The sequence below is a fragment of the Bordetella tumbae genome (genome assembly GCF_965139195.1).
GTDB classification, from domain to species: domain Bacteria; phylum Pseudomonadota; class Gammaproteobacteria; order Burkholderiales; family Burkholderiaceae_B; genus Bordetella_A; species Bordetella_A tumbae.
Map to the genome: position 1 here is coordinate 24,299 of NZ_CBCSJH010000001.1, position 24,401 is coordinate 48,699.

30 protein-coding genes and 1 tRNA gene are annotated in these 24,401 nt (G+C 59.9%); 2 read left to right on the plus strand and 29 right to left on the minus strand.

What is annotated here, in order from left to right; translation table 11 throughout:
- Positions 1-8: 8 nt before the first annotated feature.
- The 9 genes from ACNA0J_RS00125 to petA all read right to left on the minus strand — a co-directional run bounded on the left by ACNA0J_RS00125 (position 9) and on the right by petA (position 8,022).
- Positions 9-563, minus strand: a complete 555-nt coding sequence (locus ACNA0J_RS00125) for a hypothetical protein (protein ID WP_415815195.1) — start codon at positions 561-563, stop codon at positions 9-11.
- A 332-nt stretch (positions 564-895) separates the two neighbouring features.
- Entirely contained in the window at positions 896-1,729 is an 834-nt protein-coding gene (locus tag ACNA0J_RS00130) for a KilA-N domain-containing protein (RefSeq protein ID WP_415815197.1), read from the minus strand.
- Between the two features lie 461 nt (positions 1,730-2,190).
- Positions 2,191-3,429: a tyrosine-type recombinase/integrase gene (locus tag ACNA0J_RS00135; protein ID WP_415815199.1), complete on the minus strand. Its 1,239-nt coding sequence runs from the start codon at positions 3,427-3,429 to the stop codon at positions 2,191-2,193.
- A gap of 175 nt (positions 3,430-3,604) precedes the next feature.
- Positions 3,605-3,680, minus strand: a tRNA-Thr gene (locus tag ACNA0J_RS00140).
- A 132-nt stretch (positions 3,681-3,812) separates the two neighbouring features.
- Entirely contained in the window at positions 3,813-4,277 is a 465-nt protein-coding gene (locus ACNA0J_RS00145; RefSeq protein WP_415815201.1) for a ClpXP protease specificity-enhancing factor, read from the minus strand.
- 17 nt (positions 4,278-4,294) lie between these two features.
- Positions 4,295-4,906 (minus strand): glutathione S-transferase N-terminal domain-containing protein, encoded by a 612-nt coding sequence (locus ACNA0J_RS00150; RefSeq protein ID WP_415815203.1) that lies wholly within the window; start codon positions 4,904-4,906, stop codon positions 4,295-4,297.
- 160 nt (positions 4,907-5,066) lie between these two features.
- Positions 5,067-5,909, minus strand: a complete 843-nt coding sequence (locus ACNA0J_RS00155; RefSeq protein ID WP_415815205.1) for a cytochrome c1 — start codon at positions 5,907-5,909, stop codon at positions 5,067-5,069.
- A gap of 19 nt (positions 5,910-5,928) precedes the next feature.
- Positions 5,929-7,317 carry a cytochrome b gene (locus ACNA0J_RS00160; RefSeq protein WP_415815207.1) on the minus strand — a complete coding sequence of 463 codons (1,389 nt, stop codon included), beginning with the start codon at positions 7,315-7,317 and terminating at the stop codon, positions 5,929-5,931.
- A 63-nt stretch (positions 7,318-7,380) separates the two neighbouring features.
- Positions 7,381-8,022 carry a ubiquinol-cytochrome c reductase iron-sulfur subunit gene (gene petA, locus ACNA0J_RS00165; protein ID WP_415815209.1) on the minus strand — a complete coding sequence of 214 codons (642 nt, stop codon included), beginning with the start codon at positions 8,020-8,022 and terminating at the stop codon, positions 7,381-7,383.
- A 146-nt stretch (positions 8,023-8,168) separates the two neighbouring features.
- On the opposite strand from petA, the gene mscL reads away from it, so the two are divergent.
- On the plus strand, positions 8,169-8,615 hold the full coding sequence (mscL, locus tag ACNA0J_RS00170; protein WP_415815211.1) for a large conductance mechanosensitive channel protein MscL: 447 nt from the start codon (positions 8,169-8,171) through the stop codon (positions 8,613-8,615).
- Between the two features lie 129 nt (positions 8,616-8,744).
- On the opposite strand, the gene ACNA0J_RS00175 is transcribed toward mscL, so the two are convergent.
- Positions 8,745-9,521, minus strand: coding sequence for a Nif3-like dinuclear metal center hexameric protein (locus ACNA0J_RS00175; RefSeq protein WP_415815213.1), 777 nt, complete (start codon positions 9,519-9,521; stop codon positions 8,745-8,747).
- Positions 9,522-9,541: 20 nt separating this feature from the next.
- On the opposite strand from ACNA0J_RS00175, the gene ACNA0J_RS00180 reads away from it, so the two are divergent.
- Positions 9,542-10,729, plus strand: a complete 1,188-nt coding sequence (locus ACNA0J_RS00180) for a trypsin-like peptidase domain-containing protein (RefSeq protein ID WP_415815215.1) — start codon at positions 9,542-9,544, stop codon at positions 10,727-10,729.
- A 33-nt stretch (positions 10,730-10,762) separates the two neighbouring features.
- Here the strand turns inward: ACNA0J_RS00180 and tatC are convergent, their stop codons facing one another.
- The 19 genes from tatC to ACNA0J_RS00275 all read right to left on the minus strand — a co-directional run bounded on the left by tatC (position 10,763) and on the right by ACNA0J_RS00275 (position 24,374).
- The gene (gene tatC / locus ACNA0J_RS00185) at positions 10,763-11,566 is read right to left on the minus strand and encodes a twin-arginine translocase subunit TatC (RefSeq protein ID WP_415815217.1); all 804 of its coding nucleotides are present in this window, start codon (positions 11,564-11,566) and stop codon (positions 10,763-10,765) included.
- A complete protein-coding gene (gene tatB / locus ACNA0J_RS00190) occupies positions 11,563-12,105 on the minus strand; it encodes a Sec-independent protein translocase protein TatB (RefSeq protein WP_415815219.1) in 543 nt (180 codons plus the stop codon). Before tatB ends, tatC begins: the two co-directional genes overlap by 4 nt.
- A 94-nt stretch (positions 12,106-12,199) precedes the next feature.
- Entirely contained in the window at positions 12,200-12,430 is a 231-nt protein-coding gene (tatA, locus tag ACNA0J_RS00195) for a Sec-independent protein translocase subunit TatA (protein ID WP_094824085.1), read from the minus strand.
- Positions 12,431-12,448: 18 nt separating this feature from the next.
- The gene (locus ACNA0J_RS00200; RefSeq protein WP_415815221.1) at positions 12,449-12,817 is read right to left on the minus strand and encodes a histidine triad nucleotide-binding protein; all 369 of its coding nucleotides are present in this window, start codon (positions 12,815-12,817) and stop codon (positions 12,449-12,451) included.
- 13 nt (positions 12,818-12,830) lie between these two features.
- Positions 12,831-13,178 (minus strand): phosphoribosyl-ATP diphosphatase, encoded by a 348-nt coding sequence (locus tag ACNA0J_RS00205; RefSeq protein ID WP_415815223.1) that lies wholly within the window; start codon positions 13,176-13,178, stop codon positions 12,831-12,833.
- The gene (gene hisI, locus ACNA0J_RS00210) at positions 13,175-13,579 is read right to left on the minus strand and encodes a phosphoribosyl-AMP cyclohydrolase (RefSeq protein ID WP_415815225.1); all 405 of its coding nucleotides are present in this window, start codon (positions 13,577-13,579) and stop codon (positions 13,175-13,177) included. Before hisI ends, ACNA0J_RS00205 begins: the two co-directional genes overlap by 4 nt.
- A gap of 9 nt (positions 13,580-13,588) precedes the next feature.
- Positions 13,589-14,431: an imidazole glycerol phosphate synthase subunit HisF gene (gene hisF / locus ACNA0J_RS00215; protein WP_415815227.1), complete on the minus strand. Its 843-nt coding sequence runs from the start codon at positions 14,429-14,431 to the stop codon at positions 13,589-13,591.
- Positions 14,428-15,168: a 1-(5-phosphoribosyl)-5-[(5-phosphoribosylamino)methylideneamino]imidazole-4-carboxamide isomerase gene (gene hisA / locus ACNA0J_RS00220; RefSeq protein ID WP_415815229.1), complete on the minus strand. Its 741-nt coding sequence runs from the start codon at positions 15,166-15,168 to the stop codon at positions 14,428-14,430. Before hisA ends, hisF begins: the two co-directional genes overlap by 4 nt.
- Before the next feature lie 60 nt (positions 15,169-15,228).
- Positions 15,229-15,882, minus strand: a complete 654-nt coding sequence (hisH, locus tag ACNA0J_RS00225; RefSeq protein WP_415815232.1) for an imidazole glycerol phosphate synthase subunit HisH — start codon at positions 15,880-15,882, stop codon at positions 15,229-15,231.
- 22 nt (positions 15,883-15,904) lie between these two features.
- Positions 15,905-16,492, minus strand: coding sequence for an imidazoleglycerol-phosphate dehydratase HisB (gene hisB / locus ACNA0J_RS00230; RefSeq protein ID WP_415815234.1), 588 nt, complete (start codon positions 16,490-16,492; stop codon positions 15,905-15,907).
- A 17-nt stretch (positions 16,493-16,509) separates the two neighbouring features.
- The gene (hisC, locus tag ACNA0J_RS00235; RefSeq protein WP_415815236.1) at positions 16,510-17,610 is read right to left on the minus strand and encodes a histidinol-phosphate transaminase; all 1,101 of its coding nucleotides are present in this window, start codon (positions 17,608-17,610) and stop codon (positions 16,510-16,512) included.
- Positions 17,607-18,911: a histidinol dehydrogenase gene (hisD, locus tag ACNA0J_RS00240; protein WP_415815238.1), complete on the minus strand. Its 1,305-nt coding sequence runs from the start codon at positions 18,909-18,911 to the stop codon at positions 17,607-17,609. The genes hisC and hisD overlap by 4 nt, the downstream gene beginning before the upstream one ends.
- A gap of 95 nt (positions 18,912-19,006) precedes the next feature.
- On the minus strand, positions 19,007-19,687 hold the full coding sequence (gene hisG, locus ACNA0J_RS00245; RefSeq protein ID WP_415815240.1) for an ATP phosphoribosyltransferase: 681 nt from the start codon (positions 19,685-19,687) through the stop codon (positions 19,007-19,009).
- Positions 19,684-20,952: a UDP-N-acetylglucosamine 1-carboxyvinyltransferase gene (gene murA, locus ACNA0J_RS00250; RefSeq protein WP_415815242.1), complete on the minus strand. Its 1,269-nt coding sequence runs from the start codon at positions 20,950-20,952 to the stop codon at positions 19,684-19,686. The genes hisG and murA overlap by 4 nt, the downstream gene beginning before the upstream one ends.
- Entirely contained in the window at positions 20,952-21,197 is a 246-nt protein-coding gene (locus tag ACNA0J_RS00255; RefSeq protein WP_415815244.1) for a BolA family protein, read from the minus strand. The genes murA and ACNA0J_RS00255 overlap by 1 nt, the downstream gene beginning before the upstream one ends.
- A 4-nt stretch (positions 21,198-21,201) precedes the next feature.
- Positions 21,202-22,014, minus strand: a complete 813-nt coding sequence (locus ACNA0J_RS00260) for an ABC transporter permease (RefSeq protein WP_415815246.1) — start codon at positions 22,012-22,014, stop codon at positions 21,202-21,204.
- A complete protein-coding gene (locus tag ACNA0J_RS00265; protein ID WP_415815248.1) occupies positions 22,011-22,820 on the minus strand; it encodes an ABC transporter ATP-binding protein in 810 nt (269 codons plus the stop codon). Before ACNA0J_RS00265 ends, ACNA0J_RS00260 begins: the two co-directional genes overlap by 4 nt.
- 88 nt (positions 22,821-22,908) lie before the next feature.
- Positions 22,909-23,541 carry an MlaC/ttg2D family ABC transporter substrate-binding protein gene (locus tag ACNA0J_RS00270; RefSeq protein ID WP_415815250.1) on the minus strand — a complete coding sequence of 211 codons (633 nt, stop codon included), beginning with the start codon at positions 23,539-23,541 and terminating at the stop codon, positions 22,909-22,911.
- Between the two features lie 29 nt (positions 23,542-23,570).
- Entirely contained in the window at positions 23,571-24,374 is an 804-nt protein-coding gene (locus ACNA0J_RS00275) for an MlaA family lipoprotein (protein WP_415815252.1), read from the minus strand.
- Positions 24,375-24,401: the final 27 nt, after the last annotated feature.

The window sequence follows — 24,401 nt, forward strand, 5'->3', positions numbered from 1 at the left end:
CATTGCTACTATGGAGCAGTGGGGCGTTGCACTTCGGCCCACCCGCCGATGGCGCAGTCAAGCTCTTGACCCGGCGGTATTTTTGAGCAATCGAGTAGCTGCTTCTTAAAGGCTTTCGCATTATCAAACAAACGCCGGGCTGCCTCAGGAGTGCAGTCGGACCTCCATCCATACTTCATCGCCGCATCAAGCTCGGCTTTGGAGCTGGCTTCGGAAACAGAATGGTATGGCTTGCCGTGGGCCAAAGCGTTGCGAATAGCTTGGAGTCTTTGAATCGACTGGACGGGTTGTCTACCAGCGTCGTACTCCATTCCAACGGACTCGCAGAGAGACTTCAAACGCCGGGGAAATTTATCGCCAGGGTTTTCTTTATAGTCTGTTTCTTTGGCGACAAAATTGAGAAGGGCTTCGACGGCGAAGGCCGTAAACACGATGCAGCTCACACAATCTAAAGTCAGGCCATCAGGCGTGTCATCTTGTACTTTATCCTCTGCAGTGCGCAGATGATAAAAGGCAATATTGAAGAGCGTGTTGTGCGGGTTCATCTTGATTCGAAAGCCCATGATGCATTGTCCCTAAATATTGTCGAGGTTAGCGCAAAGCCCGGGGGCCCCTAGGAGAAAGGGCGAGATAAGGGTAATTCGAACCCCGAGCGCTCGCTAGTCACGGGGACTCTATAGGGGGTAATAATAATTTTAGATCAACCTATTGATCTAAAAGGGCTTTCTGGCTTGTTTTATAGTGTGCAGGCTGAGGGGGGTTATATCCTTTATAAAAAACAGCTTTGCTGCGCCTTCTGCCGATTTTCCCAATGGTGCTGACGCCATAATTGATGCTATTTCCTTTGCTCACGAAGAAAGCCGCCCGAAATGGGCGGCAATGAGCTTACTTCTGTCTAGAGGCTACTTATGCGGCTTCGGTGGCTTTTACGGCTCGGAATGAGTGTGGGGCGCGGCGCTGCAGATAGGGCCGGGTGGCGATCCAAATAAACTAGGCTACCAGGGTCTTTACTTTTGAAGTATTTGACGCCATTCACAGGCAACCACACAGTACGAAACCATGTCCGAAAGTCCGCAAGCATGACGTCGGGGTAAAGATTGGCTTTGACGATGCGCCCGTCCTGATAGTCATGCATATATGTTGGTAGCTCATCGGTATCTATGCCTTTTTCGTCGCGTAGCCATTTGCAGAATCCCTTGCCCACCGAGATATCGGGCACCCATCCCTGGGGGATCTGAAATCCGATGTTGTGCATCGGCCCAAATAGATTAAGAGCCGTTTCCTGCAACACAGAAAAATACCCGGGCGAAACTCGCACATCGTTAGCCAGATAGCGTTGCAGATGATACGGCAGAGGCGCCGGCTCATTTGCTGCGCCCTTTCCGGACATCCAGCTGTGAACCCATTCTGATACCTGAACCGCAAAGTCCGCTGACAGCCACTGGCCCAGATTAATCGCAATGTGAGGATGTATCCAAGTGCTAGCCACTCCATCTGAGTTCCTAACCCTTTGAATTAAAAGCAATACCGGTTTTCCGGTTTTGCGTGCAAGGGCTTCAAAGAAGTCTTGACTACGCTTGGGCTCAAAATAGTCGTTCCAGCGCTTGCCTGCTGCTCGGCAGAGTTCGGTCGCGTTAATGTATCCATCGCTTGCTCGTTGCTGTACGATGGAGCTGCCCACATGATGTGGGATCAGGGATAGTGAGTACTGATGCTGTGGCTTGACCATTCCGCATACCTTTTTTGTAAATGCGGTTGACTGGACCGTCAGCAATACGCAGAATGCGCTCTGTCACAAGTGAGTCTGCATAGCTGTCACGGCGTGGAGTCTCAAAAGGGCTCGTCTATTGGTAGTAGGCGAGCCTTTTTCCTTTGGGACAGAGCTATTTTCGCGGTAGCCGATAGCGGTTACAAGCGGAAAGTTAAAGGCATTTTTGGTTATTTTGTAACCATCAGAACGCATTATGAATTACATGCGTTTATGCGATAGTGAGCGGACACTATTTTTTTGAAAATCCACAACATCTTGTGCGCAGTGATGCTAATTCTAGTTTTTCCGCACAAGATATAGTAGAGATATCGTGGCCCTGATTTGTGTCTCTGCGTAGAACATTGATTCACACATGAGTGTCATTTTTCAGCCTTGGTAGTCATATCGGGGAAATATTGTCTGTCCGGTTGGCAGTTGCTCTACGACGCTCGCGCAAGGGGAATGACATGCCCACCTACTTTGATAGAGTCCAGATAGTCCGCCCATATCTGCATCATGGCGCGTCGTTCCTTGATGAATTTGGTACGGTTATAGGCGGCTCCCAGCATGTCCGGCACGGCGTGGGCTAACTGATGTTCGATGACTTCGGGCTTTTGTCCTAGTTCCTCATGCAGGATAGTGCGCGCCATAGCTCGGAAACCGTGGCCTGTTATTTCGGTGCGTGTGTCATACCCCAGCCGTCTTAGTGCGGCATTGATCGCTGCTTCCGACATGGGGCGTTCGTGGCTACGTGCTCCTGGGAACACATATCGGCCGTGACCGGTCAGCGCATGAAGTTCGCGCAGGATGGATACCGCTTGGGTAGCCAAGGGCACTAGATGATCAGTTCCGGTCTTACTCACCCGATAGCGCCATTCGGCCTTGTCTAAGTCAATGTGCGCCCACTCGGCGGTACGGAGTTCGCCGGGCCGTACGAATAGCACAGGGGCGAGCTTGAGGGCGCACTGGACAGCGAACGTTCCGGAAAAGCCTTCGAACGCTCGGAGCATCTCCCCTACCTTGGCCGGATCCGTGATTGAGGCAAAGTGGGTTGTTTTCGGTTGAGGGATGGCGCCGATCAGATCGCGTGCAGGATCTGATCGGCAATACCCGTGACGGATACCGTACCGGAATACTAGGCTGATTTTGCTCCGTACTTTGTGGGCGGTATGTCGAGCGCCACGCCCATCAATACGCTTGAGCACGTCCAGAATCTCGGGGGCGTCGATTTCGGCTAAGGGTCGACGGCCTAACCACGGGAATACGTCGTTCTCCATCCACGCCTTGGCGTGGTCATAAGTGCTCCCTGTAACGGTTGGCCCGTACTCGGCTAGCCATTCTTTTGCGACTGCTTCAAAGGAATTGGCTGCTGCCATTTTGGCCGCTCGTTTATCAGCTTTCCTTCTCTCGCCGGGGTCTATCCCTTCGGCAAGCAGCTTACGGGCCTCCTGGTGCCGTTCTCGAGCTTGGGCAAGGGTGATTGTCGGGTACTGCCCATAAGTTGACCGCTTTTCCTTTCCAGAGATCCGGTACTTTGCATTCCATGATCGTCCGCCGGCGGGTGTGAACAGCAAATACAAGCCTGCGCCGTCAGCCAACTTCTGTGGCTTGCCGGTGTCCTTGGCCAAGGCGTGCAGAGCCCTTGTCTTGGCCTTGATAACTGCGTCTGTCAGCTTCATCTGGGGGCGTTTTTTATTGATGGGGGCGGAATATCGTCCGACGCCCCCAATAATGCCCCCACGTGGGGGCGTCTTGCAATAGATTCTATTGGACTATCGTAGACAACAAAAAACCCGCATAGCTTTAGCTGGTGCGGGTTTCGTAGACTTTCTGATACTGTTGTGTACTGCTAAATGGTGCCGGTGAAAGGAATCGAACCCTCGACCTTCTCATTACAAGTGAGCTGCTCTACCAACTGAGCTACACCGGCAGACGCGCCGCCATGGCTGGCATGGCGGGCGAAGGGTTTGCATTGTATAGGAAACTAAGGGCGTGCATGTGCCTACCCGGGTTTCCGTCGGCAAATCCAAAGAATTTACCGATAACGAACGGCATTATCGCCCTACTTGACGATGGTCAAGCGGGGACGTTTGGGTTCGTCGTCGTCACCGCCGTCGCCATTGCCGTCATCGGCAGCGGCGGGGGCCAATTCGCCTGGTTCGACGCCTGAGGCGTCGGCAGGCACAGCGGCGTCATCCGCACTGGGAACCTCGTAAGGCTGGACTTCGAAGCCCATGCCGGCACCTGTTTCGCGCGCGTAGATCGCACTGACGGCGGCTACGGGTACCCAGACGTTTTCCGCGACGCCACTGAAGCGGGCTTGGAATTCGATGAATTCGTTGCCCAGCACCAGCTTGTTGGTGGCCAGGGTGCCCACGTTGAGCGTGATCTGGCCATCGCGGACATGTGCCATGGGCACACGGGTATGCTCGTCGACTTGCACGGTGATGTACGGCGTATAGCCGTTGTCCGTGCACCATTCGTGCAAGGCGCGCAACAGATACGGTTTGGTGGAAGTTTCACCCATCGTACACAGCCCTCCGCTTAGCGACGCATCACTTTTTCAGAAGGCGTCAGTGCCTCGATGTAGGCAGGACGCGAGAAGATGCGTTCAGCGTACTTTTGCAGCGGTGCGGCGTTCTTGGGGAGCTCGATGCCGTAGTGATCCAGGCGCCACAGCAAGGGGGCGACTGCCACGTCCAGCATGGAGAATTCTTCACCCAGCATGTATTTGTTTTTCAACAGCAACGGGGCCAACTGAGCCAGACGGTCGCGGATGCTCTGGCGCGCGGTGGCGAGCTTCTTTTCGTCGGGCTTGCTGCTGCGGTCTTCCAGGGTGGAGACGTGCACGAACAGCTCTTTTTCGAAGTTGTACAGGAACAGGCGGGTGCGCGCGCGCATGACCGGGTCGGCCGGCATCAATTGCGGGTGCGGGAAACGCTCGTCGATGTATTCGTTGATGATGTTGGACTCGTACAGCACCAGGTCACGTTCGACCAGGATGGGCACTTGGCCATACGGGTTCATGACAGAGATGTCTTCGGGTTTGTTGTACAGGTCGATGTCGCGGATTTCGAAATCCATTCCTTTTTCGAAGAGCACAAAGCGGCAGCGTTGCGAAAAAGGGCAGGTGGTTCCGGAATAGAGCACCATCATGGCGGTGAGTCCTTGTATGAAAAGCGAAAGGCCAGCGCCGCTAATCTAGCAAACGCTGGCCCCGATTACCAGGGTGGGGCAGGCGGACAGCAGCCCGATCGGGATTAGGGTGCCGGCCCCGAAGTGTATTGCATAGTCCAACTGTTCGGTGGGGCGAACTTCAGCGAACGTGTTTCCAATAGGAAGCGTTCAGACGCCAAGCCACCAGCAGGAACAGGCCCAGGAACAACAGCACCCAGACCCCCAATTGCTTGCGGAACAGCTGTTGGGGTTCGGCCATCCAGGACAAAAATGCGGTCAGATCGGCCACATCATTGTCGTAGCTGGCCACTTTGGCCGGGTCCAGAGCCTTGAACTTAGCCTCAAGTGTAGCGTGTCCGTGGAAATTCGCGACTGGCTCGGTCTTGACCTGGGCGTAACCCTGGCTGTCGTAGGTGGTGGTGACGCGTTCCCAGCCGCCGCCCGAGGCCTCGTGCATGGCCACGGTGGTGAGCTCGCGCGGGCCTTGCAGTTCCCAGAGTACGTGCGGCATCCCCACGTTGGGAAAGACCAGGTTGTTCCAGCCGGTGGCCCGGGCCGTGTCCCGGTAGAACGTGCGCAGATAGGTATAGATGTAATCGGCGCCGGTGGGGCCCGCGTTGACCGATTTGGCGCGGGCAATGACGGACAAGTCTGGCGGCATGGTGCCGAACCATTTTTTGGCGTCCTGGGGCGTCATGGCGACATGCATCAGATCGCCGACTTTTCCGCCGGTAAATAGCAGGTTTTCCTTGATCTGCTCGTCGGTCAGGCCGATGTCCTGGAGCTTGTTGTAGCGCATGGAGGAGGCGCTGTGGCAGTTCAGACAGTAGTTGACGAATAGTTTGGCGCCATTTTGCAGGGCTGCCACGTCATTGACGCGGTTGGGGGCGGTTTCCAGGGGGTAGCCGCCCTCGGCGGCGTAGGCGCCAGTGCACGCGAACATGAACGCGACAGCACCAATCAGCTTCTTGATCATGGTCATTCCGTTTTCGGTTCGTGGGTCAATGGGCATGGAACGTCACGCGGTCAGGCACGGGCTTGAAGGTCCCCAGCCGGCTCCATACCGGCATCAGGAAGAAAAAGCCCAGATAGATCAGCGTGCCGATTTGCGACATGAGGTTGTACACGTCGTTGGGCGGTTGCGTACCCAGGAAACCCAGCACCAGGAAATTGACGATGAAAATGCCGTAGAACCATTTATGCCACGTGGGGCGATAACGGATGGATTTGACGGGTGAGTGATCCAGCCACGGCAGGAAAAACAGGATGACCACCGCGCCGCCCATGGCGACCACGCCCCAGAACTTGGCGTCGATCGTGCGCAGCAGGACGGCGACGATGATCAGCAAGGCGGGGATGGCGATGCGCAGGATGCCTTTCAGGCTGCTCTTGAACAGCAGTGCGATTGCACCCAGGACGGCAGCACCGGCCAGAATCCATGTGAATTCGGCCGTGGTGGCGCGCAGCATGGAGTAGAACGGCGTGAAATACCAGACCGGGGCGATGTGCGGCGGTGTCTTGAGCGGGTCGGCAGGAATGAAGTTGTTGTATTCCAGGAAATACCCGCCCATTTCCGGGGCAAAGAACACAATCGCGGCAAAGACGATCAGGAATCCGGCGACGCCCATGATGTCGTGCACGGTATAGAACGGATGGAATGGAATGCCGTCTTTCGGGCGGCCGTATCTGTCTTTGGGACCTTGCTTGATCTCGACGCCGTCGGGGTTGTTGGAGCCGACTTCGTGCAGCGCGACCAGATGCGCTGCCACCAGGCCGATCAGTACGAGCGGAATGGCGATGACGTGGAACGAGAAGAAGCGGTTCAGGGTGGCGTCGGACACGACGTAGTCGCCGCGGATCCAGATCGACAGTTCAGGGCCGATGAAGGGAATGGCCGAGAACAGGTTCACGATGACCTGAGCACCCCAGTAGGACATCTGGCCCCAGGGCAGCAGGTAACCGAAGAACGCCTCACCCATCAGGCACAGGAAGATGGCGACGCCAAAGATCCAGACCAGCTCGCGCGGCTTGCGGTAGGAACCGTAGAACAGCCCGCGCAACATGTGCAGGTAGACCACGACAAAGAACATCGAGGCGCCGGTGGAGTGCATGTAGCGCACCAGCCATCCCCATGGAACCTCGCGCATGATGTATTCGACCGACTGGAACGCGCGTTCGGCGTCGGGCTTGTAGTGCATGACGAGGAAGATACCGGTGACGATCTGGATGACCAGCACCAGCAGGGCCAGGGACCCGAAGAAATACCAGAAATTGAAGTTCTTGGGCGCGTAGTACTCGGAAAGATGCGCCTTCCAGGTTGAGGTTACCGGAAAGCGCCGGTCCAGCCAGCCCAGCAGCCCTGTTGTCTCGACGGTTTTTTCGCCAGCCATGAATGGCTCCTTCTATACGAGGCGTATTTTGCTAAGGTCGGGTAAAGCCGCGCGCAGCGCGCGTCAGGCCTTGTTGTCTTCGTCAACCCCGACGATGATGCGGGTGTCGCTCAGGTATTGATATGGCGGAACTTCGAGGTTGTCGGGCGCGGGTTTGTTCTGGTACACGCGACCGGCCAGATCGAAGGTCGAGCCGTGGCAGGGGCACAGAAAGCCGCCTTCCCAGGATGCGGGCAGGCCGCCACCGCCACCGGTTTCGAAGTGCGCAGTGGGAGAACAGCCCAGATGGGTACAGATGCCGACACAGACGAATAGATCGGGTTTGCGCGACCGGTCTTCGTTCTTGGCGTATTCCGGCGTAAAGCCAGGCCGCTCGGAATTGGGGTCCGCGAGATAGGGGTCTTGTTTTTTGATGCCGGCGAGCTGGGCGTCGCTGCGACGCAGGATCCAGACCGGCTTGCCGCGCCATTCGACGGTGCGCATTTGACCGGGGGTCAGATCGGCAACGTCGACCTCGACGGGGGCACCCGCGGCGCGGGCTTTTTCGGATGGGGCAAAGGTACTGACTAATGGAATGGCGGTCGCCACACCGGCCACACCGCCCACCGCACAGGCCGTCGTGACCCAGAAGCGGCGAGAAGGATCTGGTGGCAGGTTGGGATCAACCGCACCGTCTTCGTCATGCAACAACGTATCCTGACTCATCTTCCCATCCTTATTGATGCGCATGCATTACCTGTATAGCATCAGGATTCACGCACGCAGCACCTGTTGTGTGAAACATGTAACAGTGTCGCAACCGCTTATTATAGCGCCTGCCCAGTCACGGGCGAACGACCTAAGGAGTATTCATGAGCAAGGCATCGGGTTTTCTCAAAGAGTTTCGCGATTTCGCGGTCAAAGGTAATGCAGTAGATCTGGCGATTGGTGTCATTATCGGGGCGGCATTTGGCAAGATCGTGGACTCGATAGTGAAAGACTTGATCATGCCGTTGGTGAATTTCATCCTCGGCGGCTCGGTTGATTTTTCCAACAAGTTCCTCGTTTTGTCTATGCCCGAGGGCTACACCGGCCCCATGACCTATGCCGATTTGAGCAAGGCAGGCGCCAATGTGTTGGCTTGGGGCAACTTCTTGACGATCCTTATCAATTTCATTCTGTTAGCGTTTGTTGTTTTCATTATCGTCAAGATGATCAACAAGGCACGTCGCAAGGAAGAAGAAGCGCCCGCCGCGCCTGAAGCTCCCCCCGAAGACGTGGTGGTCCTGCGCGAAATCCGCGATTTGCTGAGGAAGTAAGCCCCGATGATGCTGCCCCGAGGCACACCGGGCTCGCAATGACGCATGCCCCTGGCCGAGTTGGTCAGGGGCATGCGTCATTTGGTTTGCGGTGAAACCTCGGGCTGGTTTCGGACGTGCGGCGCCGGTTTATACCGGGTTGTCGATGTCGATGAATTCGACTCGGATGCCGAATTGTTTTGCTACGGCTTCACCCAATGCCTGGGCGCCATAGCGCTCCGTGGCATGGTGGCCGGCGCCAATAAATCCTGTGCCGGTTTCGCGTGCCAAGTGATAGGTGGGCTCTGAGGCCTCGCCGGTGATGTAGGCATCGGCGCCGGCATCGATGGCATCGGCCAGCATGCTTTGTGCGCCACCTGTGCACCACGCGATGCGGCGCAGGGGTTGATCGGGGTCGCCAATGACCAGGGGCTGGCGTCCGAGGCGTTGCTGCACGCGTGTGGCCAATGCGCCCAGTGTGCTCACGTCTGGCGCATTGCCGAGCCAGATCAGGTCGCCGTGGCCGCACGTGAGGGGAGCCCCTGTGTCGTCGCGTTCGGGGGTCAATCCCAGCACACGTGCCAGTTGGGCGTTGTTGCCCCATTCCGGGTGGGCATCCAGTGGCAAGTGGTAGGCGAACAGATTGAGGTCGTGCGCCAGTGTGAGGGCCAGGCGAGTGCGGCGAGGGCCTCGTACGCGAGGATCCTCGTTTTTCCAGAACCAGCCGTGGTGTACGAGCACGGCATCTGCGTTACGCTCGATGGCGGCGCGTATGAGCGCCTCGGAGGCAGTAACTCCGGTGATAATGTGGCCTACGCGCGGTTTGCCTTCGACTTGCAGACCGTTGGGACAGTAATCTTTGAATCGCGGCGCTTGCAGCGTGGCGTCCAGCCACGCAGCCAGTTCGCGGGTGTCGATCGTTTTCATTGCCCTACCTTGTCAGGATTATGCGTCGCTATTGGCTGATATTTGCTCAGGCCGTCACGGTGTGTCTGGCCATTTTATTCGTCGTGACTACGTTGCGGCCCGATTGGCTGCGTCTGTCTGCGCCTGCGCCGGCATCGGATTCGGCCAGGCAAAGCGCTCCTGCCGCGCCTGTGACGGGTGCAGGCGTGCCTGCCGTCATTGAACCTGGTGTCTCGTCGTACGCGTATGCCGTGTCGCGTGCGACGCCGGCGGTGGTGAATGTGTACACCAGCAAGCACGTGAATGTACCAGTCGTGCCATTGCCCGAGGATCCGATTCTGCGGCAGTTGTTTGGCCAGGTCCCGGGCTTGAGCCGCCGCCAGGCGTCCACCAGCCTGGGGTCCGGCGTGATTGTGAGCAGTGAAGGCTATGTGCTGACGAATTATCACGTGGTCGAGGCGGCCGATGCGATCGAGGTGGCGCTGGCCGATGGCCGCGCCGGGACCGCAAAGGTCGTGGGAGCCGACCCGGATACCGATCTGGCGGTGCTGAAACTGGCGGATAACTTGCGTCCGCTGCCGGTGGCGGTGTTGGCCACTGACCGCAGCCTGCATGTCGGCGACGTGGTCCTGGCGATTGGTAACCCGTTTGGCGTGGGACAGACTACGACGCAAGGTATCGTGTCGGCATTGGGCCGCAATGGCCTGGGCATCAATACGTATGAGAATTTCATCCAGACGGATGCCGCGATCAACCCTGGCAACTCTGGTGGTGCGCTGATCGATACACAAGGCAATCTGGTGGGGATCAATGCGGCGATTTATTCCGAGACGGGCGGCTCTCTGGGGATCGGATTTGCGATTCCGGTGGATACGGCGCGCAAGATCATGGAAGAAATCATCAAGACCGGTGCGGTACGGCGGGGTTGGCTAGGAATCGAACCGCAAGACATCACCCCTGATTTGGCGCGTGCCTTCAGTCTGCCGACGAATACGAAAGGTGTGGTGATCGCCGGGGTGATTCGTGATGGTCCTGCAGGCAAAGGCGGGCTGCGTGTCGGCGATATTGTGCAGACGGTAGATGATGCGGAGGTGCAGGATACGATGACGCTGCTGCGTTTGATCGCGGCATTGCCGCCCGGAGAAAAAGCCACGCTGGGCGTGATGCGCGGCGGCAAGTTGCGCGATATGTCGGTGACTATCGGCATGCGGCCGACACAGCCACGTTGAATCTGGCGAGCTATCGGGGCGTCTGTGTAACGGTTAGCGTTGTTCGGTGAGGCTGCCCGTATCGTCTGAATCGGTGTCTTTGCTGTTGGGCGTGACCATGCGCGCCACGATCAAGCCGACTTCGTACAACAAGCACAGCGGGACGGCCAGCATGAATTGGCTGACGACGTCGGGCGGGGTGACGACCGCAGCAATGACAAAGGCGCCGACGACAACGTAGCCGCGCGCGCTGCGCAGTTTGCTCAATTCGACGATGCCGGTCTTGACCAGCAAAACCACTGCGACCGGGACTTCGAACGTGATGCCGAATGCCATGAACATCGTCATGACGAAGCTGAGATAGGCCTCGATATCCGGCGCGGGCGTGATGGATTGCGGGGCGAAGGTCGCAATGAAGTGAAAGACCGTACGAAAGACGAAGAAATAGCAGAACGCCATGCCCAATATGAACAGCAGCGTGCTGGACACGATGAGCGGCATAGCCAGGCGTTTTTCGTGACGGTAGAGGCCGGGCGCGACAAAGGCCCAGGCCTGATACAGCACGACCGGCAACGAGATGACAAAGGCGGCCATCAAGGTGACCTTGACCGGCACCATGAACGGCGTAATGACGCCCGTGGCAATCATACGTGTGCCTTCGGGCAGCGAAGACAGCATGGGTTGCGCCAGGATGTCGTAAATGACCGAGGCGCCCGGATAGAGAAACAGCACTACGAAGACGCCGATCACGGTGATGGCGGCCTTCATGAGGCGGCTGCGTAGCTCGACCAGGTGCGAGATAAAGGTTTCTTGCGGCTGATCCTGGTCCAGCTCGTCGTGCTTGGCGTTCTGGGTCACGGCGTGGTCGGGGTTTTCGGTTGGGGGGCGGTCGCCGAGTCAGGGGAGACGGCCGCGGTATCGGTGGTGGGTGCTGAGGCAGATGGTGCCGTGGGAGCAGACGGCTGCGTCGCGGTGGCGGCCGGTGCCGGTGTGCTGGCCGCTGCCGTATCGGCTGCGACGGACTGGCCTGCATTCAGCGCGGGAGTCTCTGCTGCTGTCGGGCTGCCAGCGGGAGTCTCGACTTCTTTTTTCAGGTCCGAGATGCCTTGCGTGGCCTCGCGGGCGGTGTCATTCAGGTTGGTGCGCAGCGAGTTTTCGGTGTCCCGCAGAGAGGTTTTCACGCTGCTCGCGGCATCGTCCATCTCGCTTTTGAACTTGCGCAGTTCGTCGATTTCGATCTCGCGTTGGATGTCGCTTTTGACGTCATTGACGTAACGTTGGGCACGGCCGAGCAAATGTCCGACGGTGCGTGCCACTTTGGGCAGCCGTTCCGGCCCGATGACAATCAGCGCAATGACGCCAATCACCATCAGCTCAGTGAAACTGACATCAAACATGCGACATCTGCTCGCTTAAACAAAGAGACTAGGAACGCGGCAAGGCAACGCCCGGGGACGTTGCCTGAGGGGGGTTAAACCCGAGCCACGCGGATTAGGAGTTGTTGGTCTTTTCTTTGGCCTGGACGTCGATGGTGTCGTCGGCGACTTTTTGCTGCGAGACCTGTTCGGGCTTGGTATCGCTGTTGGCTTCTTTCATGCCTTCCTTGAAGCCTTTGACGGCGCCGCCAAGATCTCCGCCGATATTGCGCAGTTTCTTGGTGCCGAATACGAGTGCCACGATGACCAGGACGATCAACCAATGCCAGATGCTAAAGCTACCCATGATGACGGTTCTCCGGGGTTATGCGTTGGGAGCCACGCGCCCTTTCCAGGGACGCTGACCGCCGATGATATGGAAATGCAAATGCGGTACTTCCTGGCCGCCCTCGGTGCCGGCGTTGGCAACGAGACGAAATCCCCCATCGGGGCCCGGTCGGCAGCCATTTTCCGCTGCTAGGCGGGATGCCAATACTGTCATTTTACCTAACCAGCCCGCATCGTCTGCGCTGACGTCCTGCAGCGAGACAATGTGTCGGCGCGGGATGAGCAGCAGATGGACGGGCGCGGCTGGGTTAATGTCGTGAAACGCAACGAATTCCTCATCTTCGTAAACGATTTTTGAGGGAATTTCGCCGCGGGCGATTTTGCAGAAGATACAGTTGTCGCTCATGGTTGTTCCGTACTCAAGACGCGGGGCGCCGTGCTTTTTCTTCGAGGCCCGAGAGGCCTTCCCGTCGTGCCAGCTCGGCCAACACGTCTTCGGGGCGCAGATTGTAGTGAGTCAACGTGACGAGACAATGAAACCACAGATCGGCAGTTTCGCTGATGATGCGCTCCGGCACGCCGTCCTTGGCGGCCATGACGAGCTCGGTGGCTTCCTCGCCGATTTTCTTCAGAAAGGCATCGGGGCCTTTGGCCAGCAGTTTGGCGACGTACGACGATTGCGGATCGCCGCCGTTTTCGGGGCGGCGGGTTTCCAGGGTGTCGGCGATACGCGCCAGCGTGTCGGTGCCGGATAAGGACGGGCTCATTTGTAAATGTGCTCCGGGTCTTTCAGGACAGGGTCGACGGTCACCCAGGAGGCGCTGTCGGCTGGGCCCTCCAGGCGGCGGAAAAAGCAACTGGCCCGACCGGTATGGCAGGCGATACCGCCCTCTTGGTGCACCTTGAGCAGGATGACGTCGCCGTCGCAGTCCAGGCGCAAATCGTGCACGGTCTGTGTGTGGCCGGATTCTTCGCCTTTGCGCCAGAGGCGTTGGCGCGAACGCGACCAATAGACAGCACGCCCCGTGGCGGCTGTTTCGGCCAGGGCGTCGCTGTTCATCCAGGCCACCATCAGGATCTGGCCGTTTTCGGCGTCTTGGGCGATGGCGGGAATCAGGCCGTTGTCGTCAAAAACAACCTCGGCCATCCAGGCGGGATCGGTATTCATAGGCACAGTCTAATCTAGTCTGACGGCGATGCCTTGGTTGGCCATGAATGTCTTGCATTCGCGCACCGTGTGTTGGCCAAAGTGGAAAATGCTGGCTGCGAGCACTGCACTGGCGCGCCCGGCGGTGACGCCGTCGGCCAAGTGCTGCAGGCTGCCGACGCCGCCTGAAGCAATCACGGGAACCGGTACCGCGTCCGATACGGCCCGGGTGAGCTCGATATCAAAGCCTGATTTGGTGCCGTCCCGGTCCATGCTGGTCAACAGGATTTCGCCTGCACCATAGGCCGCCATCTGGCTGGCCCATTGCACGGCGTCCAGGCCGGTCGATTTGCGGCCGCCGTGGGTAAAGACTTCCCAACGGGCGGGCTCGCCAGGCGCGGAAACTCGGCGGGCATCGATGGCGACCACGATGCATTGCGAGCCGTGGTAACTGGCAGCGGCGCGTACCAACTCGGGGTTGGCGACGGCCGCGCTGTTGATGCTGATCTTGTCGGCACCGGCATTGAGCAGGCGCTGCACGTCGGAGACCTGGCGTACGCCACCGCCGACGGTCAGAGGGATGAATACCTGCGAGGCGACCTGCTCGATGATGGGCAGAATCAGATCGCGATCATCGCTGGTGGCGGTGATGTCCAGGAACGTGAGTTCGTCGGCGCCCTGCTCGTCGTAACGGCGGGCGATTTCAACAGGATCGCCCGCGTCGGTCAGGTTGACGAAATTGACCCCTTTGACGACGCGCCCGGCTGTGACATCCAGGCAAGGAATGATGCGGCGGGTCAGCGCACCGGATAGTCCGGCGATATTCGAGGACGTTACCGGCGTCGTGGCTGTCGTGGCAGTAGGCGTGTTCATGGATTGAGTTCGTCGGCGCGGGCCTGGGCGGCTTGAAAATCAAGCGTGCCTTCGTAGATGCTGCGGCCCAGAATGGCGCCCTCGACGCCTTCGTCTTCGACTGCGCACAGGGCTTCGATGTCTTTCATGTCGGCGATGCCGCCCGAGGCGAACACGGGGATGCGGACATGTTGCGCGAGCTTGACCGTGGCATCAACGTTGACGCCCGAGAGCATGCCGTCGCGGCTGATGTCGGTGTAGATGATCGATTCGCAACCGTAGTCTTCGAACTTTTTGGCCAAGTCCAGCACGTCGTGGCGGGTGAGCTTGCTCCAGCCGTCAGTGGCGATCTTGCCATCCCGGGCGTCCAGGCCCACGATGATCTTGCCGGGAAAGGCGCCGCAGGCGTCTTGCAGGAATCCCGGGTTTTTCACAGCGGCGGTGCCGATGATGACGTACGAGATGCCGGCATCCAGATACGACTCGATGGTGTCGAGGTCACGGATACCGCCGCCGATTTGCACGGGAATCTCGTCGCCTACGGCCTCCAGAATGGCCTTGATGGGAGCGTCGTTCTTGGGCTTGCCGGCGACGGCGCCGTTCAGGTCGACCAAGTGCAGGCGGCGTGCGCCCAGGTCGAGCCAGTGCGAGGCCATGGTGGCGGGTTCTTCAGAGAATACCGTTACCTCGTCGAGGTCTCCCTGGCGTAGGCGTACGCAGCGCCCGTCTTTGAGATCGATGGCGGGGATCAGCAGCATGGTGAATAGCGAGCGTTGAAAAAAGGTTGAAAGAGGTCCGGCCCGAGGCTCGTACGGGAGTTATGGGTTCCAGTCTACAAAATTGCGATACAGGCGCAAACCGTGCGCCGCACTTTTCTCGGGGTGAAATTGCACCGCGAAAATGTTAGCGGCTGCGACAGCGCACGTAAACGTGCCGCCATAGTCGGTTTCCCCGATAGTCAGCGCGGGATCGGCGGGCGCGGCGTAGTAGCTGTGCACAAAATAAAAGTGTGTCAGGTCTGGAATCCCGTCCCACAAAGCATGGGAGCGCGTCTGGCGGACTTGGTTCCATCCCATGTGAGGGACTTTCAGGCGCTCATCGCCTGAACGGGACGGGGTGCCGTCCGCAAACTGGTCGCCCGAGAATCGGCGTACGGTGCCGGGGAACACGCCCAGACACGGGGTATTGCCCTCTTCGCTGCTCTCGAACAGCATTTGTTCGCCTACGCAGACACCTAATAGCGGTTTGGTGTGCGCGGCGCGCACGACGGCGTCGCGCAGCCCCGATTCGTTCAGGGTGCGCATGCAATCGGCCATGGCGCCCTGGCCTGGAAATACGACGCGATCGGCCGCATCAATATCGGCGGCACGGTTGCAGATGCGGATGTCGGCATCGGGCGCAGCGTAGCGCAGCGCGCGCGCCACGGAATGGAAATTGCCCATTCCGTAATCGACGATGGCAATAGTGGTCACTGAATTCTGCCTGCGGGTGGGGTTACAGCACGCCTTTGGTGGAGGGCACGGCGTCGCCCACGCGCGGGTCGACTTCCAGCGCCATGCGCAGGGCACGGCCGAATGCCTTGAAGACGGTTTCGCATTGGTGATGGGCGTTGAAGCCGCGCAGGTTGTCGATGTGCAGCGTGGTCAATGCGTGATTGACGAAGCCCTGGAAAAATTCGCGGGTCAGGTCCACGTCGAAATTACCAATGCGCGCCCGCGTAAACGGGATGTGATATTCCAGGCCTGGCCGGCCGGAAAAGTCGATGACCACGCGCGAGAGGGCCTCGTCCAGCGGTACATAGGCGTGTCCATAGCGGCGCAGGCCGGCCTTGCTGCCTACGGCCTTGGCGACGGCCATTCCCAATGTGATGCCGACGTCTTCGACGGTGTGGTGCGCGTCGATGTGCAGATCCCCCTCGGCCTTGATGTCCAGGTCGATCAGGCCATGCCGGGCGATTTGGTCCAGCATGTGGTCCAGAAACGGCACGCCTGTGTCCAGGGTTTGCTTGCCGGTGCCGTCCAGATTGACGGACACGCGGATGCGCGTTTCGTTGGTGTTGCGGGTGATATCGGCGGTACGCATAAAAAGAAGGGGCGAGCCTAATGGGAACGGAGAATGTCTTGTAGAGCGGATAGCAGTGCGGCGTTTTCGGCGGGCGTGCCTATCGAGATTCGCAGGCAGTTGGCCAGCAACGGGTGTGCGCTGGAAACGTTCTTTACCAGTATTTTGCGCGTTTTCAGCGCAAGATGCACAGTGTTACCGTCCAGCTCACCGGAAAAGCGCGCCAGAACGAAGTTTCCGGCGCTCGGAAAGACGGTGACGCCCGGCAGATCGGCCAACGCACGGGCCAGCGGCTCGCGATCGGCACGCAACTGGGCTGCCTGCTGGTCGAGAACGGCCTTGTGACGTAATACCACGCGCAACGCAGCCTGCGTCAGGACGTTCAAGTTGTACGGAGGACGTACTTTGTCGAATTGTGCGATCCAGTCGGGGTGGCCGGACAGATAACCGAAGCGCAGACCCGCCAGGCCGATCTTGGAGACGGTACGCAGGATCACGGCATGGGACAGCGCCGGCAGACGTGTCATCCAGGTATGGTCGGCAAAGGGCTGATAGGCCTCGTCCAGGACGACCAAGCCGGGCGCGGCATCGATGATTGCCTGTACGGCCTCGTCGGGCCATAGACCGCCGGTGGGGTTGTTGGGCAGGGCTAAAAAGACGACCTTGGGACGATGCTGGGCGATGGCCTGCAACATCGCGGGCAAATCCAATTGCAGATCCGCAGTCAGCGGTACGCCGACGAAACGCGCGTGATCAAAGCGTGCCGCCATGTCGAAATAGACAAACGATGGCCACGGCGACAGTACGGTGTCGCCGGGCTCGCAACAGGCTTGAACGATCAGATGAATGAGTTCGTCGGATCCGTTGCCAAACAACAATCCGGATTCGGCAGGAATGCCGAACGCCTGACGTACGCCATGGGCGAGTTCGGTGGTGTCACCTGCCGGGTAGCGATTGAGCGCGGTATCGCGCACGGCGCGGGCGATGTCGTCGCGTACGGCATCGGGCAGCTCGTACGGGCACTCCATGGCGTCGAGCTTGATGCCGCCCGCGGCAGGCGGCACCGGATAGGCGCTCAGCGTCCTGATATCCGCCCGGACCGTACCGGCGATGCGGTCGGCCACGGTGCGCGACGTCATGGCTTGTCCAGCCGGTATTGCGCGCTGGCTGCGTGGGCCTGCAGGCCCTCGCCCAGCGCGAGCTCGGCGGCAATGCGGCCCAGGGTCTGGGCGCCCTGTTGGGATACCTGGATCAGGCTGGAGCGCTTTTGAAAATCGTACACACCCAGCGGCGAGGAAAACCGGGCCGTGCGGGACGTGGGCAATACGTGGTTGGGGCCGGCGCAATAGTCGCCCAGCGATTCTGAGCTGAAGCGGCCCATAAAGATGGCGCCGGCATGCCGGATGCGTGCCGTCCAGTGTTCGGGCTGCTCGGTCGAGATTTCCAAGTGCTCGGGGGCGATGTCGTTCGCAATGGCACAGGCTTCGTCCAGATCCCGCACCAGAATCAAGGCCCCGCGATTGGCAAGGCTCACGCGCAGAATGTTGGCGCGCGGCATGGTGGGCAACAGACGCTCGATGGCGGCCTCGACCTCGTTGATGAAGGCAGCATCGGGGCACAACAGGATGGATTGCGCCAATTCGTCGTGCTCGGCCTGCGAAAACAGGTCCATGGCGATCCAATCTGCCGGGGTATTGCCGTCGCAGATGACCAGAATCTCGCTGGGGCCCGCGATCATGTCGATGCCGACGGTGCCGAATACGCGGCGTTTGGCGGCCGCGACATAGGCGTTGCCCGGACCGACGATCTTGTCCACTGCCGGCACGGTCGCCGTGCCGTAGGCCAATGCACCGATGGCCTGGGCGCCGCCGATGGCGAAGGCGCGATCCACACCGGCAATGGCGGCGGCGGCCAGGACGATCGGATTGCGTACGCCGTCAGGCGTGGGCGTAACCATGATCAACTCGGGGACACCCGCGACTTTGGCCGGGATTGCATTCATCAGGACTGACGAGGGGTACGCAGCCTTGCCGCCGGGCACGTACAAGCCCACGCGGTCCAGCGGGGTGATCTGCTGGCCCAGCAGGGTGCCCTCGGCATCGGTGTAGGTCCAGGTCTCGCCGCGTTGGTGCTCGTGATAGGCGCGCACGCGGTCGGCAGCGGTTTCCAGCGCATTACGCTGCGCGGCGGGCAAGGCCGCCAATGCGGCATGCCAGTCGGCCTTGGGAATTTCGAGAGCGTCGGCCGACGACTCGGCAACGCGATCAAAGCGCTGGGTGTATTCCAGCAGCGCCGTATCGCCGCGATGGCGGACGTCCGCCAGAATGCCGGCCGCGGCGCGGTCGACGGATTCGTCTTCGGTGGCTTCGAAAGCCAGCAGTTTGGACAGCGCGGCAGCAAAATCCGGCTGACGGGAATCGAGGCGATTGATCAGAGCCATGGCGTCATGGTGAAGCAAAGAGACCCCCGGCGGCGCCGTATATCAGCGCGGCCACCGGAGCAGGTAAAGACATAGTGTAGCGGGCGCAGGCCGTGTCAGGCCGCGGTGCCGGCATTTGCCGCCCGTTGGAACGCGTCCAACAGGGGCTGCAGCCGCGCGCCGCGCGTCTTGAGCGAGGCCTGGTTGACGATCAGGCGCGACGAAATGGCCATGATGTCTTCTACGGCGACCAGGTCATTGGCGCGCAGCGTACCGCCTGAGGACACCAGGTCGACGATGCAGTCGGCCAGCCCGACCAGCGGGGCGAGCTCCATCGAACCATAAAGCTTGATGATGTCGACGTAGACGCCTTTGGCCGCAAAGTGCTCGCGTGCCGATTGCACGTATTTGGTGGCTACGCGCAGGCGTGCGCCTTGGTGGACAGCGGCCTCGTAGTCGAATCCATTGCGCACCGCGACGCACAAGCGGCATTTGGCGATGTTCAGGTCGATGGGCTGGTACAGGCCGCCAGGATGCTGGGCTGCGTGCTCGATCAGCACGTCTTTGCCGGCGATACCGAGATCGGCGGCGCCGTACTGGACGTAGGTGGGTACGTCGGAAGCACGAACAATGATCAGGCGCAGGCCGGGGTCGCTGGTAGGCAGAATCAGCTTGCGCGAGCTCTCCGGATTTTCGGGGACTTCGATGCCGGCCTCGGCCAGCAACGGCAGCGTTTCCTCGAAAATGCGGCCCTTGGATAACGCCAGGGTAATGGGAGCGTTGGCGACGGGACTCATAGGGATTCCTTGCCGCTCAAGCGCTGAATGTCAGCGCCCAGCGCACGTAGTTTGACTTCCATGCGGTCGTAGCCGCGATCCAGGTGGTAAATGCGGTCGATGGTGGTTTGCCCTTCGGCAGCCAGGCCGGCGATGACCAGGCTGGCCGAGGCGCGCAGGTCGGTGGCCATGACGATGGCGCCCGACAGGCGTTCGACGCCGCGCACCACGGCGGTGTGGCCGTCGATGTCGATGTCCGCACCCATGCGGCGTAGCTCTTGTACGTGCATGTAGCGGTTTTCAAAGATGGTCTCCACGATCACCGAGGTGCCTTGTGCAATGGTGTCCAAGGCCATCAGCTGGGCTTGCATGTCTGTGGCAAAACCGGGGTATTCATGAGTGCGAAAGCCGACTGCGCGCGGCCGGCCGTGCATGGCGCCGCGAATCCAGTCCGGGCCGGTTTCCAGCGTAAGGCCGGCTTCGGTGAGCTTGTCCAAGGTCGCGCCCATCATCTCTGGGGCGACATTGCGCAAAACGATGTCGCCGCCCGCCGCTCCCACGGCGCAGAGAAAGGTTCCTGCTTCGATCCGGTCGGGGCTGACACGATGTTCGGCGCCATGCAGGCTGTCCACGCCATCGATCACGATGCGGTCCGTACCATGACCCTGGATCCGCGCGCCCATTTTGATCAGCAACTCGGCCAGATCGACCACCTCGGGTTCGCGGGCAGCATTCTCGAGAACGGTCTGGCCCTCGGCCAATACGGCGGCCATCAGCAGGTTTTCCGTGCCCGTGACGGTGACCATGTCTGTGAGAATGGACGCGCCCTTTAGCCGTGGAGCTTTGGCGATGACGAAGCCGTGTTCGATGCGAATGTCGGCGCCCAATGCGGCCAGGCCCTTGATGTGCTGGTCGACCGGCCGTTGGCCGATGCTGCATCCGCCGGGCAGGCTCACGCGAGCCTCGCCAAAGCGTGCAAGCAGCGGCCCGAGCACCAGGATCGAGGCACGCATGGTCTTGACCAGATCGTAGGGGGCCTCCAGGTTGTCAACCTGGTTGGCCTGCAGGGTCACGATGCCATCGGCGCCGCGCTCAGCCTTGACCCCCATGCGGGCCAGCAGGCGCAGCATGGTGGACGTGTCGTTCAGCGCTGGCACGTTGGCCAGGGAGACGGTGTCGGCAGTAAGCAGGCCTGCGCACAGAATGGGCAATGCCGCGTTCTTGGCGCCGGAGACGGTGACTTCGCCGCGCAGGGGTGCGCCGCCGGTGATGCGTAGCTTGTCCATCAGTTGCCCGCCTTGGAGTATTCGTCGGGTGTCAGGGTGCGCATCGAGAGCGCGTGGATTTCGGCTTTCATGCGGTCGCCCAGTGCGGCGTAGACCAGCTGATGGCGTGCAATCAGGCGTTTGCCTTCGAACGCAGGGCTGACGATGACTGCGTCAAAATGGGAGCCATCGCCCTGCACATCCAGATGATCGCAAGGCAGCCCGTCGGCGATATATTGGCGAACCTGCTCGGGGGTAGGCAGCATGGCGTCAATTCCTGAGTTTGTAGCCGCTGGCCAAGAGCCGCAAGGCACAGATCACCAAAACGGCGAAGACCCCCGTCACGACGGCCAGGCTGTGCCACGGCGATACGTCCGATACGGAGAAGAACCCGTAGCGAAAGCCATCGATCGTATAAAAAATGGGGTTCCAGTGCGACACGGTTTGCCAGAACGGCGGCAGTGTGTGAATGGAGTAGAACACGCCGGACAGAAATGTGGCCGGCATGATCAGAAAGTTTTGAAATACGGCGAGTTGGTCGAATTTCTCTGACCACAAACCGGCAATCAGGCCCAATGTGCCCATGATGCCGCAGGCCAGAATGGCGAATACGACGATCCAGCCCAGATGCACCAAGGGCAGCGGCGTGAAACAGATGGCCACCAGCCACACACAGGCGCCTACTGCCAGACCACGCACGATCGCGGCCAGCAGATAGGCCGAAAAAATCTCGCGGTGCGATAAGGGCGGCAGGAGCACGAACACCAAATTACCGGTGATACGGCTCTGGATCAACGATGATGAGGGATTGGCAAAAGCATTTTGCAGCATGCTCATCATCATCAATCCTGGAATCAGGAATGCGGTGTACGGCACGGTGTTGTACACCATGACGCGCCCTTCCAGCACGTGAGCAAACACCAGCAGGTAAAGCAAGGCTGTGACGACCGGGGCGGCAATGGTCTGGAACGCGACTTTCCAGAAGCGCAGGAGCTCCTTGCGCAACAGCGTGGGAAAGCCGGAGCCCGCATCCAGGCGAGGCTGCACCAAGGGTTGTTCGGTCGGGGTCAGCGGCGGGGTCACGAAAGAGCCTCTTCAGGTTCGAGTTCGGCCGACAACGGCGTGTCCTGGTGCATGATGCGCACAAAGGCGTCTTCGAGATCCACGCCGCCCACGCGCGCCAGCAAGGCCTGCGTGGTATCCAGTGCCACGATGCGCCCGCCTTTGAGCATGGCGATACGTCCGCACAAGGCCTCGGCTTCTTCGAGGTAGTGCGTGGTCAGCATGATGGTGTGGCCAGCCTTGTTCAGCCGCGAGATGAATTCCCACAGGGTGCGGCGCAGGTCGACATCCACGCCCGCGGTGGGCTCATCCAGCACGATGACTGGCGGGCGATGCACCAGCGCCTGGGCGACCAGGACGCGCCGCTTCATCCCGCCCGACAAGGCGCGCATATTGCTGTTGGCCTTGTCTGCCAAACCTAAATTGAACAGGATTTCGTCAATCCAGTCGTCGTTTTTTCGCAGGCCAAAATAGCCCGACTGGATGCGCAGCGTTTCGCGCACGGTGAAAAACGGGTCGTAGACCAGCTCTTGCGGCACCACGCCCAACGCGCGACGGGCCATTTTATAGTCGGTGGTGACATCGTAGCCACAGACACTGGCACTGCCACTGGAGGCACGCGCCAAGCCCGCCAGAATGGAAATCAGAGTGGTTTTGCCGGCCCCGTTGGGACCTAGCAAGCCGAAAAACTCGCCGGGCTCGATGCGCAGGCTGACGTCGTTCAGGGCCTGAAACCCCTGGCCGGGGGTACGCCCAAGCCATTTTTTCCAACCCGCCTGGCGTGGTGGATAAATCTTGGATACGTGTTCTAGACTGACTGCAGACATGGCAACGGCGAAGGCCCGGAAAAGAGCGAATCGCCCATTATAAATGGCGGCCCCTCCGGGACGGCTTTGTCCCGGTCGCCGCTTGGGTTTATTGGTTGCGCTGGTTCAGTGCCTTGATCAGCCCGTCAATGCCGGATTGCTCGATCTGCTGCGCGAATTGATTGCGGTAGTTCTGGATCAGCCAGATACCTTCGACGTTCATGTCGTAGATGCGCCAGCCTTGCTGGGGGTCTTTTTCGAGGCGATAGTCAACGCCGACGGGCTGGCCGTTTGCCTGCGTAATCAGGCTGCGTACGACCACGTCGTCCGCGTTCGGATCATCCCGGAACGGCAGCAGCTTGATGGAAGTGTTTTGGGTCACGCCGGTCAGCGCACCGCTATAAGTGCGGACCAGGGTGCCGCGAAAGGCGTTGGCCAGGGCCGTTTGTTGCTCGGGCGTGGCTTGGCGCCAGTAACGGCCGGCAGACAACTGCGTGGTTTTGCGGAAATTGACGTACGGCAGGATGTACGTGTCGACGACCTGGTTGATGTGGGCGAGATCGCCGGATTTGACCTTGGAGTCGGCCTTGAGCACATTCAGGGCCTCATTAGCGGCGTCAAGTACGAACTTGTCGGGCGCGCCATGGGCATCGGGCTTGGCTTGGGCCGCGGTGGCGGCCATCAGGCCGATCGTCGCGGCCAGGAACAGACGTTGCAGCAAGGAAAAAGCAGAAATTCGCATGAGAGCTCCTTTTGAGTGGGGCATCCTGGTTATTGGGTGGGCGTGGGCGCAGGGGCGGCAGGTTGAGCCGGCGCGGCGGCTGCGTCGTCATCGTCATCGATGTCGTAATCGGGCAGATTGCCCTCGCCCTCGGCGCTGCCACGTACCATGGCGGCGCGGCGTTGCAGGTAGGCGTCACGGATAAAGCTGTAGGGATCCAGCGCCACCCGGTCGACCATATCGGTGGTGTCGAGCAAGCTGGCACGCGTGTCGACGAGATCGAGGCCCCACAAGCTGTTGCGGATCGGCACGTTGTCGATCGAACCCGGGCTGCTGTAGGTGTAAATGCCGCCTTGCCAGTCGCCGATCAGGCCGGCGCCGTCACGCACGCTGCTCGAACCAAAGAACGGCAGCACCAAATAGGGGCCCTGGCCAAAGCCCCATACGCCCAGCGTCGTGCCGAAGTCGTTGGGGATCTTGCGGGCGCCATTGGCCGACGCGACGTCAAAGCAGCCGCCTATGCCCATGGTGGTGTTGAACAGGAATCGTCCCAACGTGTTGACGAAATCGTGGCCGCGGCCCTGCAGGAAACTGTTGGTGGCCGACCAGAGATCGCCCACGTTACTGAACATGTTGTGGACGCAGCTACGTACCGGCTCAGGCGTGACGTAGGTATAGGCCTGCGCGACAGGCTTGAACAGAGCCCGGTCGACCGTGTCGTTGAATTTGTATACGCCGCGGTTGAAGCCTTCCCAGGGATCGCGGGGATCCGGGTTGCCTGGAGCGGCGCAACCGGCGGTCAGCGCGCAGACGGCCAGGGCAGAGGCAAATCGAGCGTAGGTGGGCATAGTCATGATGGGGTCAATGCCAAGCAAAGGTTC

Bases quoted from the DNA above. Each gene is read 5' to 3' on its own strand.
- ACNA0J_RS00125 (WP_415815195.1), bottom strand. From the start codon at position 563: ATGGGCTTTCGAATCAAGATGAACCCGCACAACACGCTCTTCAATATT.
- ACNA0J_RS00130 (WP_415815197.1), bottom strand. From the start codon at position 1,729: ATGGTCAAGCCACAGCATCAGTACTCACTATCCCTGATCCCACATCAT.
- ACNA0J_RS00135 (WP_415815199.1), bottom strand. From the start codon at position 3,429: ATGAAGCTGACAGACGCAGTTATCAAGGCCAAGACAAGGGCTCTGCAC.
- ACNA0J_RS00145 (WP_415815201.1), bottom strand. From the start codon at position 4,277: ATGGGTGAAACTTCCACCAAACCGTATCTGTTGCGCGCCTTGCACGAA.
- ACNA0J_RS00150 (WP_415815203.1), bottom strand. From the start codon at position 4,906: ATGATGGTGCTCTATTCCGGAACCACCTGCCCTTTTTCGCAACGCTGC.
- ACNA0J_RS00155 (WP_415815205.1), bottom strand. From the start codon at position 5,909: ATGACCATGATCAAGAAGCTGATTGGTGCTGTCGCGTTCATGTTCGCG.
- ACNA0J_RS00160 (WP_415815207.1), bottom strand. From the start codon at position 7,317: ATGGCTGGCGAAAAAACCGTCGAGACAACAGGGCTGCTGGGCTGGCTG.
- petA (WP_415815209.1), bottom strand. From the start codon at position 8,022: ATGAGTCAGGATACGTTGTTGCATGACGAAGACGGTGCGGTTGATCCC.
- mscL (WP_415815211.1), top strand. From the start codon at position 8,169: ATGAGCAAGGCATCGGGTTTTCTCAAAGAGTTTCGCGATTTCGCGGTC.
- ACNA0J_RS00175 (WP_415815213.1), bottom strand. From the start codon at position 9,521: ATGAAAACGATCGACACCCGCGAACTGGCTGCGTGGCTGGACGCCACG.
- ACNA0J_RS00180 (WP_415815215.1), top strand. From the start codon at position 9,542: ATGCGTCGCTATTGGCTGATATTTGCTCAGGCCGTCACGGTGTGTCTG.
- tatB (WP_415815219.1), bottom strand. From the start codon at position 12,105: ATGTTTGATGTCAGTTTCACTGAGCTGATGGTGATTGGCGTCATTGCG.
- tatA (WP_094824085.1), bottom strand. From the start codon at position 12,430: ATGGGTAGCTTTAGCATCTGGCATTGGTTGATCGTCCTGGTCATCGTG.
- ACNA0J_RS00200 (WP_415815221.1), bottom strand. From the start codon at position 12,817: ATGAGCGACAACTGTATCTTCTGCAAAATCGCCCGCGGCGAAATTCCC.
- ACNA0J_RS00205 (WP_415815223.1), bottom strand. From the start codon at position 13,178: ATGAGCCCGTCCTTATCCGGCACCGACACGCTGGCGCGTATCGCCGAC.
- hisI (WP_415815225.1), bottom strand. From the start codon at position 13,579: ATGAATACCGATCCCGCCTGGATGGCCGAGGTTGTTTTTGACGACAAC.
- hisF (WP_415815227.1), bottom strand. From the start codon at position 14,431: ATGAACACGCCTACTGCCACGACAGCCACGACGCCGGTAACGTCCTCG.
- hisA (WP_415815229.1), bottom strand. From the start codon at position 15,168: ATGCTGCTGATCCCCGCCATCGATCTCAAAGACGGGCGCTGCGTACGC.
- hisB (WP_415815234.1), bottom strand. From the start codon at position 16,492: ATGCGTACCGCCGATATCACCCGCAACACCAACGAAACGCGCATCCGC.
- hisC (WP_415815236.1), bottom strand. From the start codon at position 17,610: ATGACGTCGCGCACCGTGGCCGACCGCATCGCCGGTACGGTCCGGGCG.
- hisD (WP_415815238.1), bottom strand. From the start codon at position 18,911: ATGGCTCTGATCAATCGCCTCGATTCCCGTCAGCCGGATTTTGCTGCC.
- hisG (WP_415815240.1), bottom strand. From the start codon at position 19,687: ATGAGTCCCGTCGCCAACGCTCCCATTACCCTGGCGTTATCCAAGGGC.
- murA (WP_415815242.1), bottom strand. From the start codon at position 20,952: ATGGACAAGCTACGCATCACCGGCGGCGCACCCCTGCGCGGCGAAGTC.
- ACNA0J_RS00255 (WP_415815244.1), bottom strand. From the start codon at position 21,197: ATGCTGCCTACCCCCGAGCAGGTTCGCCAATATATCGCCGACGGGCTG.
- ACNA0J_RS00265 (WP_415815248.1), bottom strand. From the start codon at position 22,820: ATGTCTGCAGTCAGTCTAGAACACGTATCCAAGATTTATCCACCACGC.
- ACNA0J_RS00270 (WP_415815250.1), bottom strand. From the start codon at position 23,541: ATGCGAATTTCTGCTTTTTCCTTGCTGCAACGTCTGTTCCTGGCCGCG.
- ACNA0J_RS00275 (WP_415815252.1), bottom strand. From the start codon at position 24,374: ATGACTATGCCCACCTACGCTCGATTTGCCTCTGCCCTGGCCGTCTGC.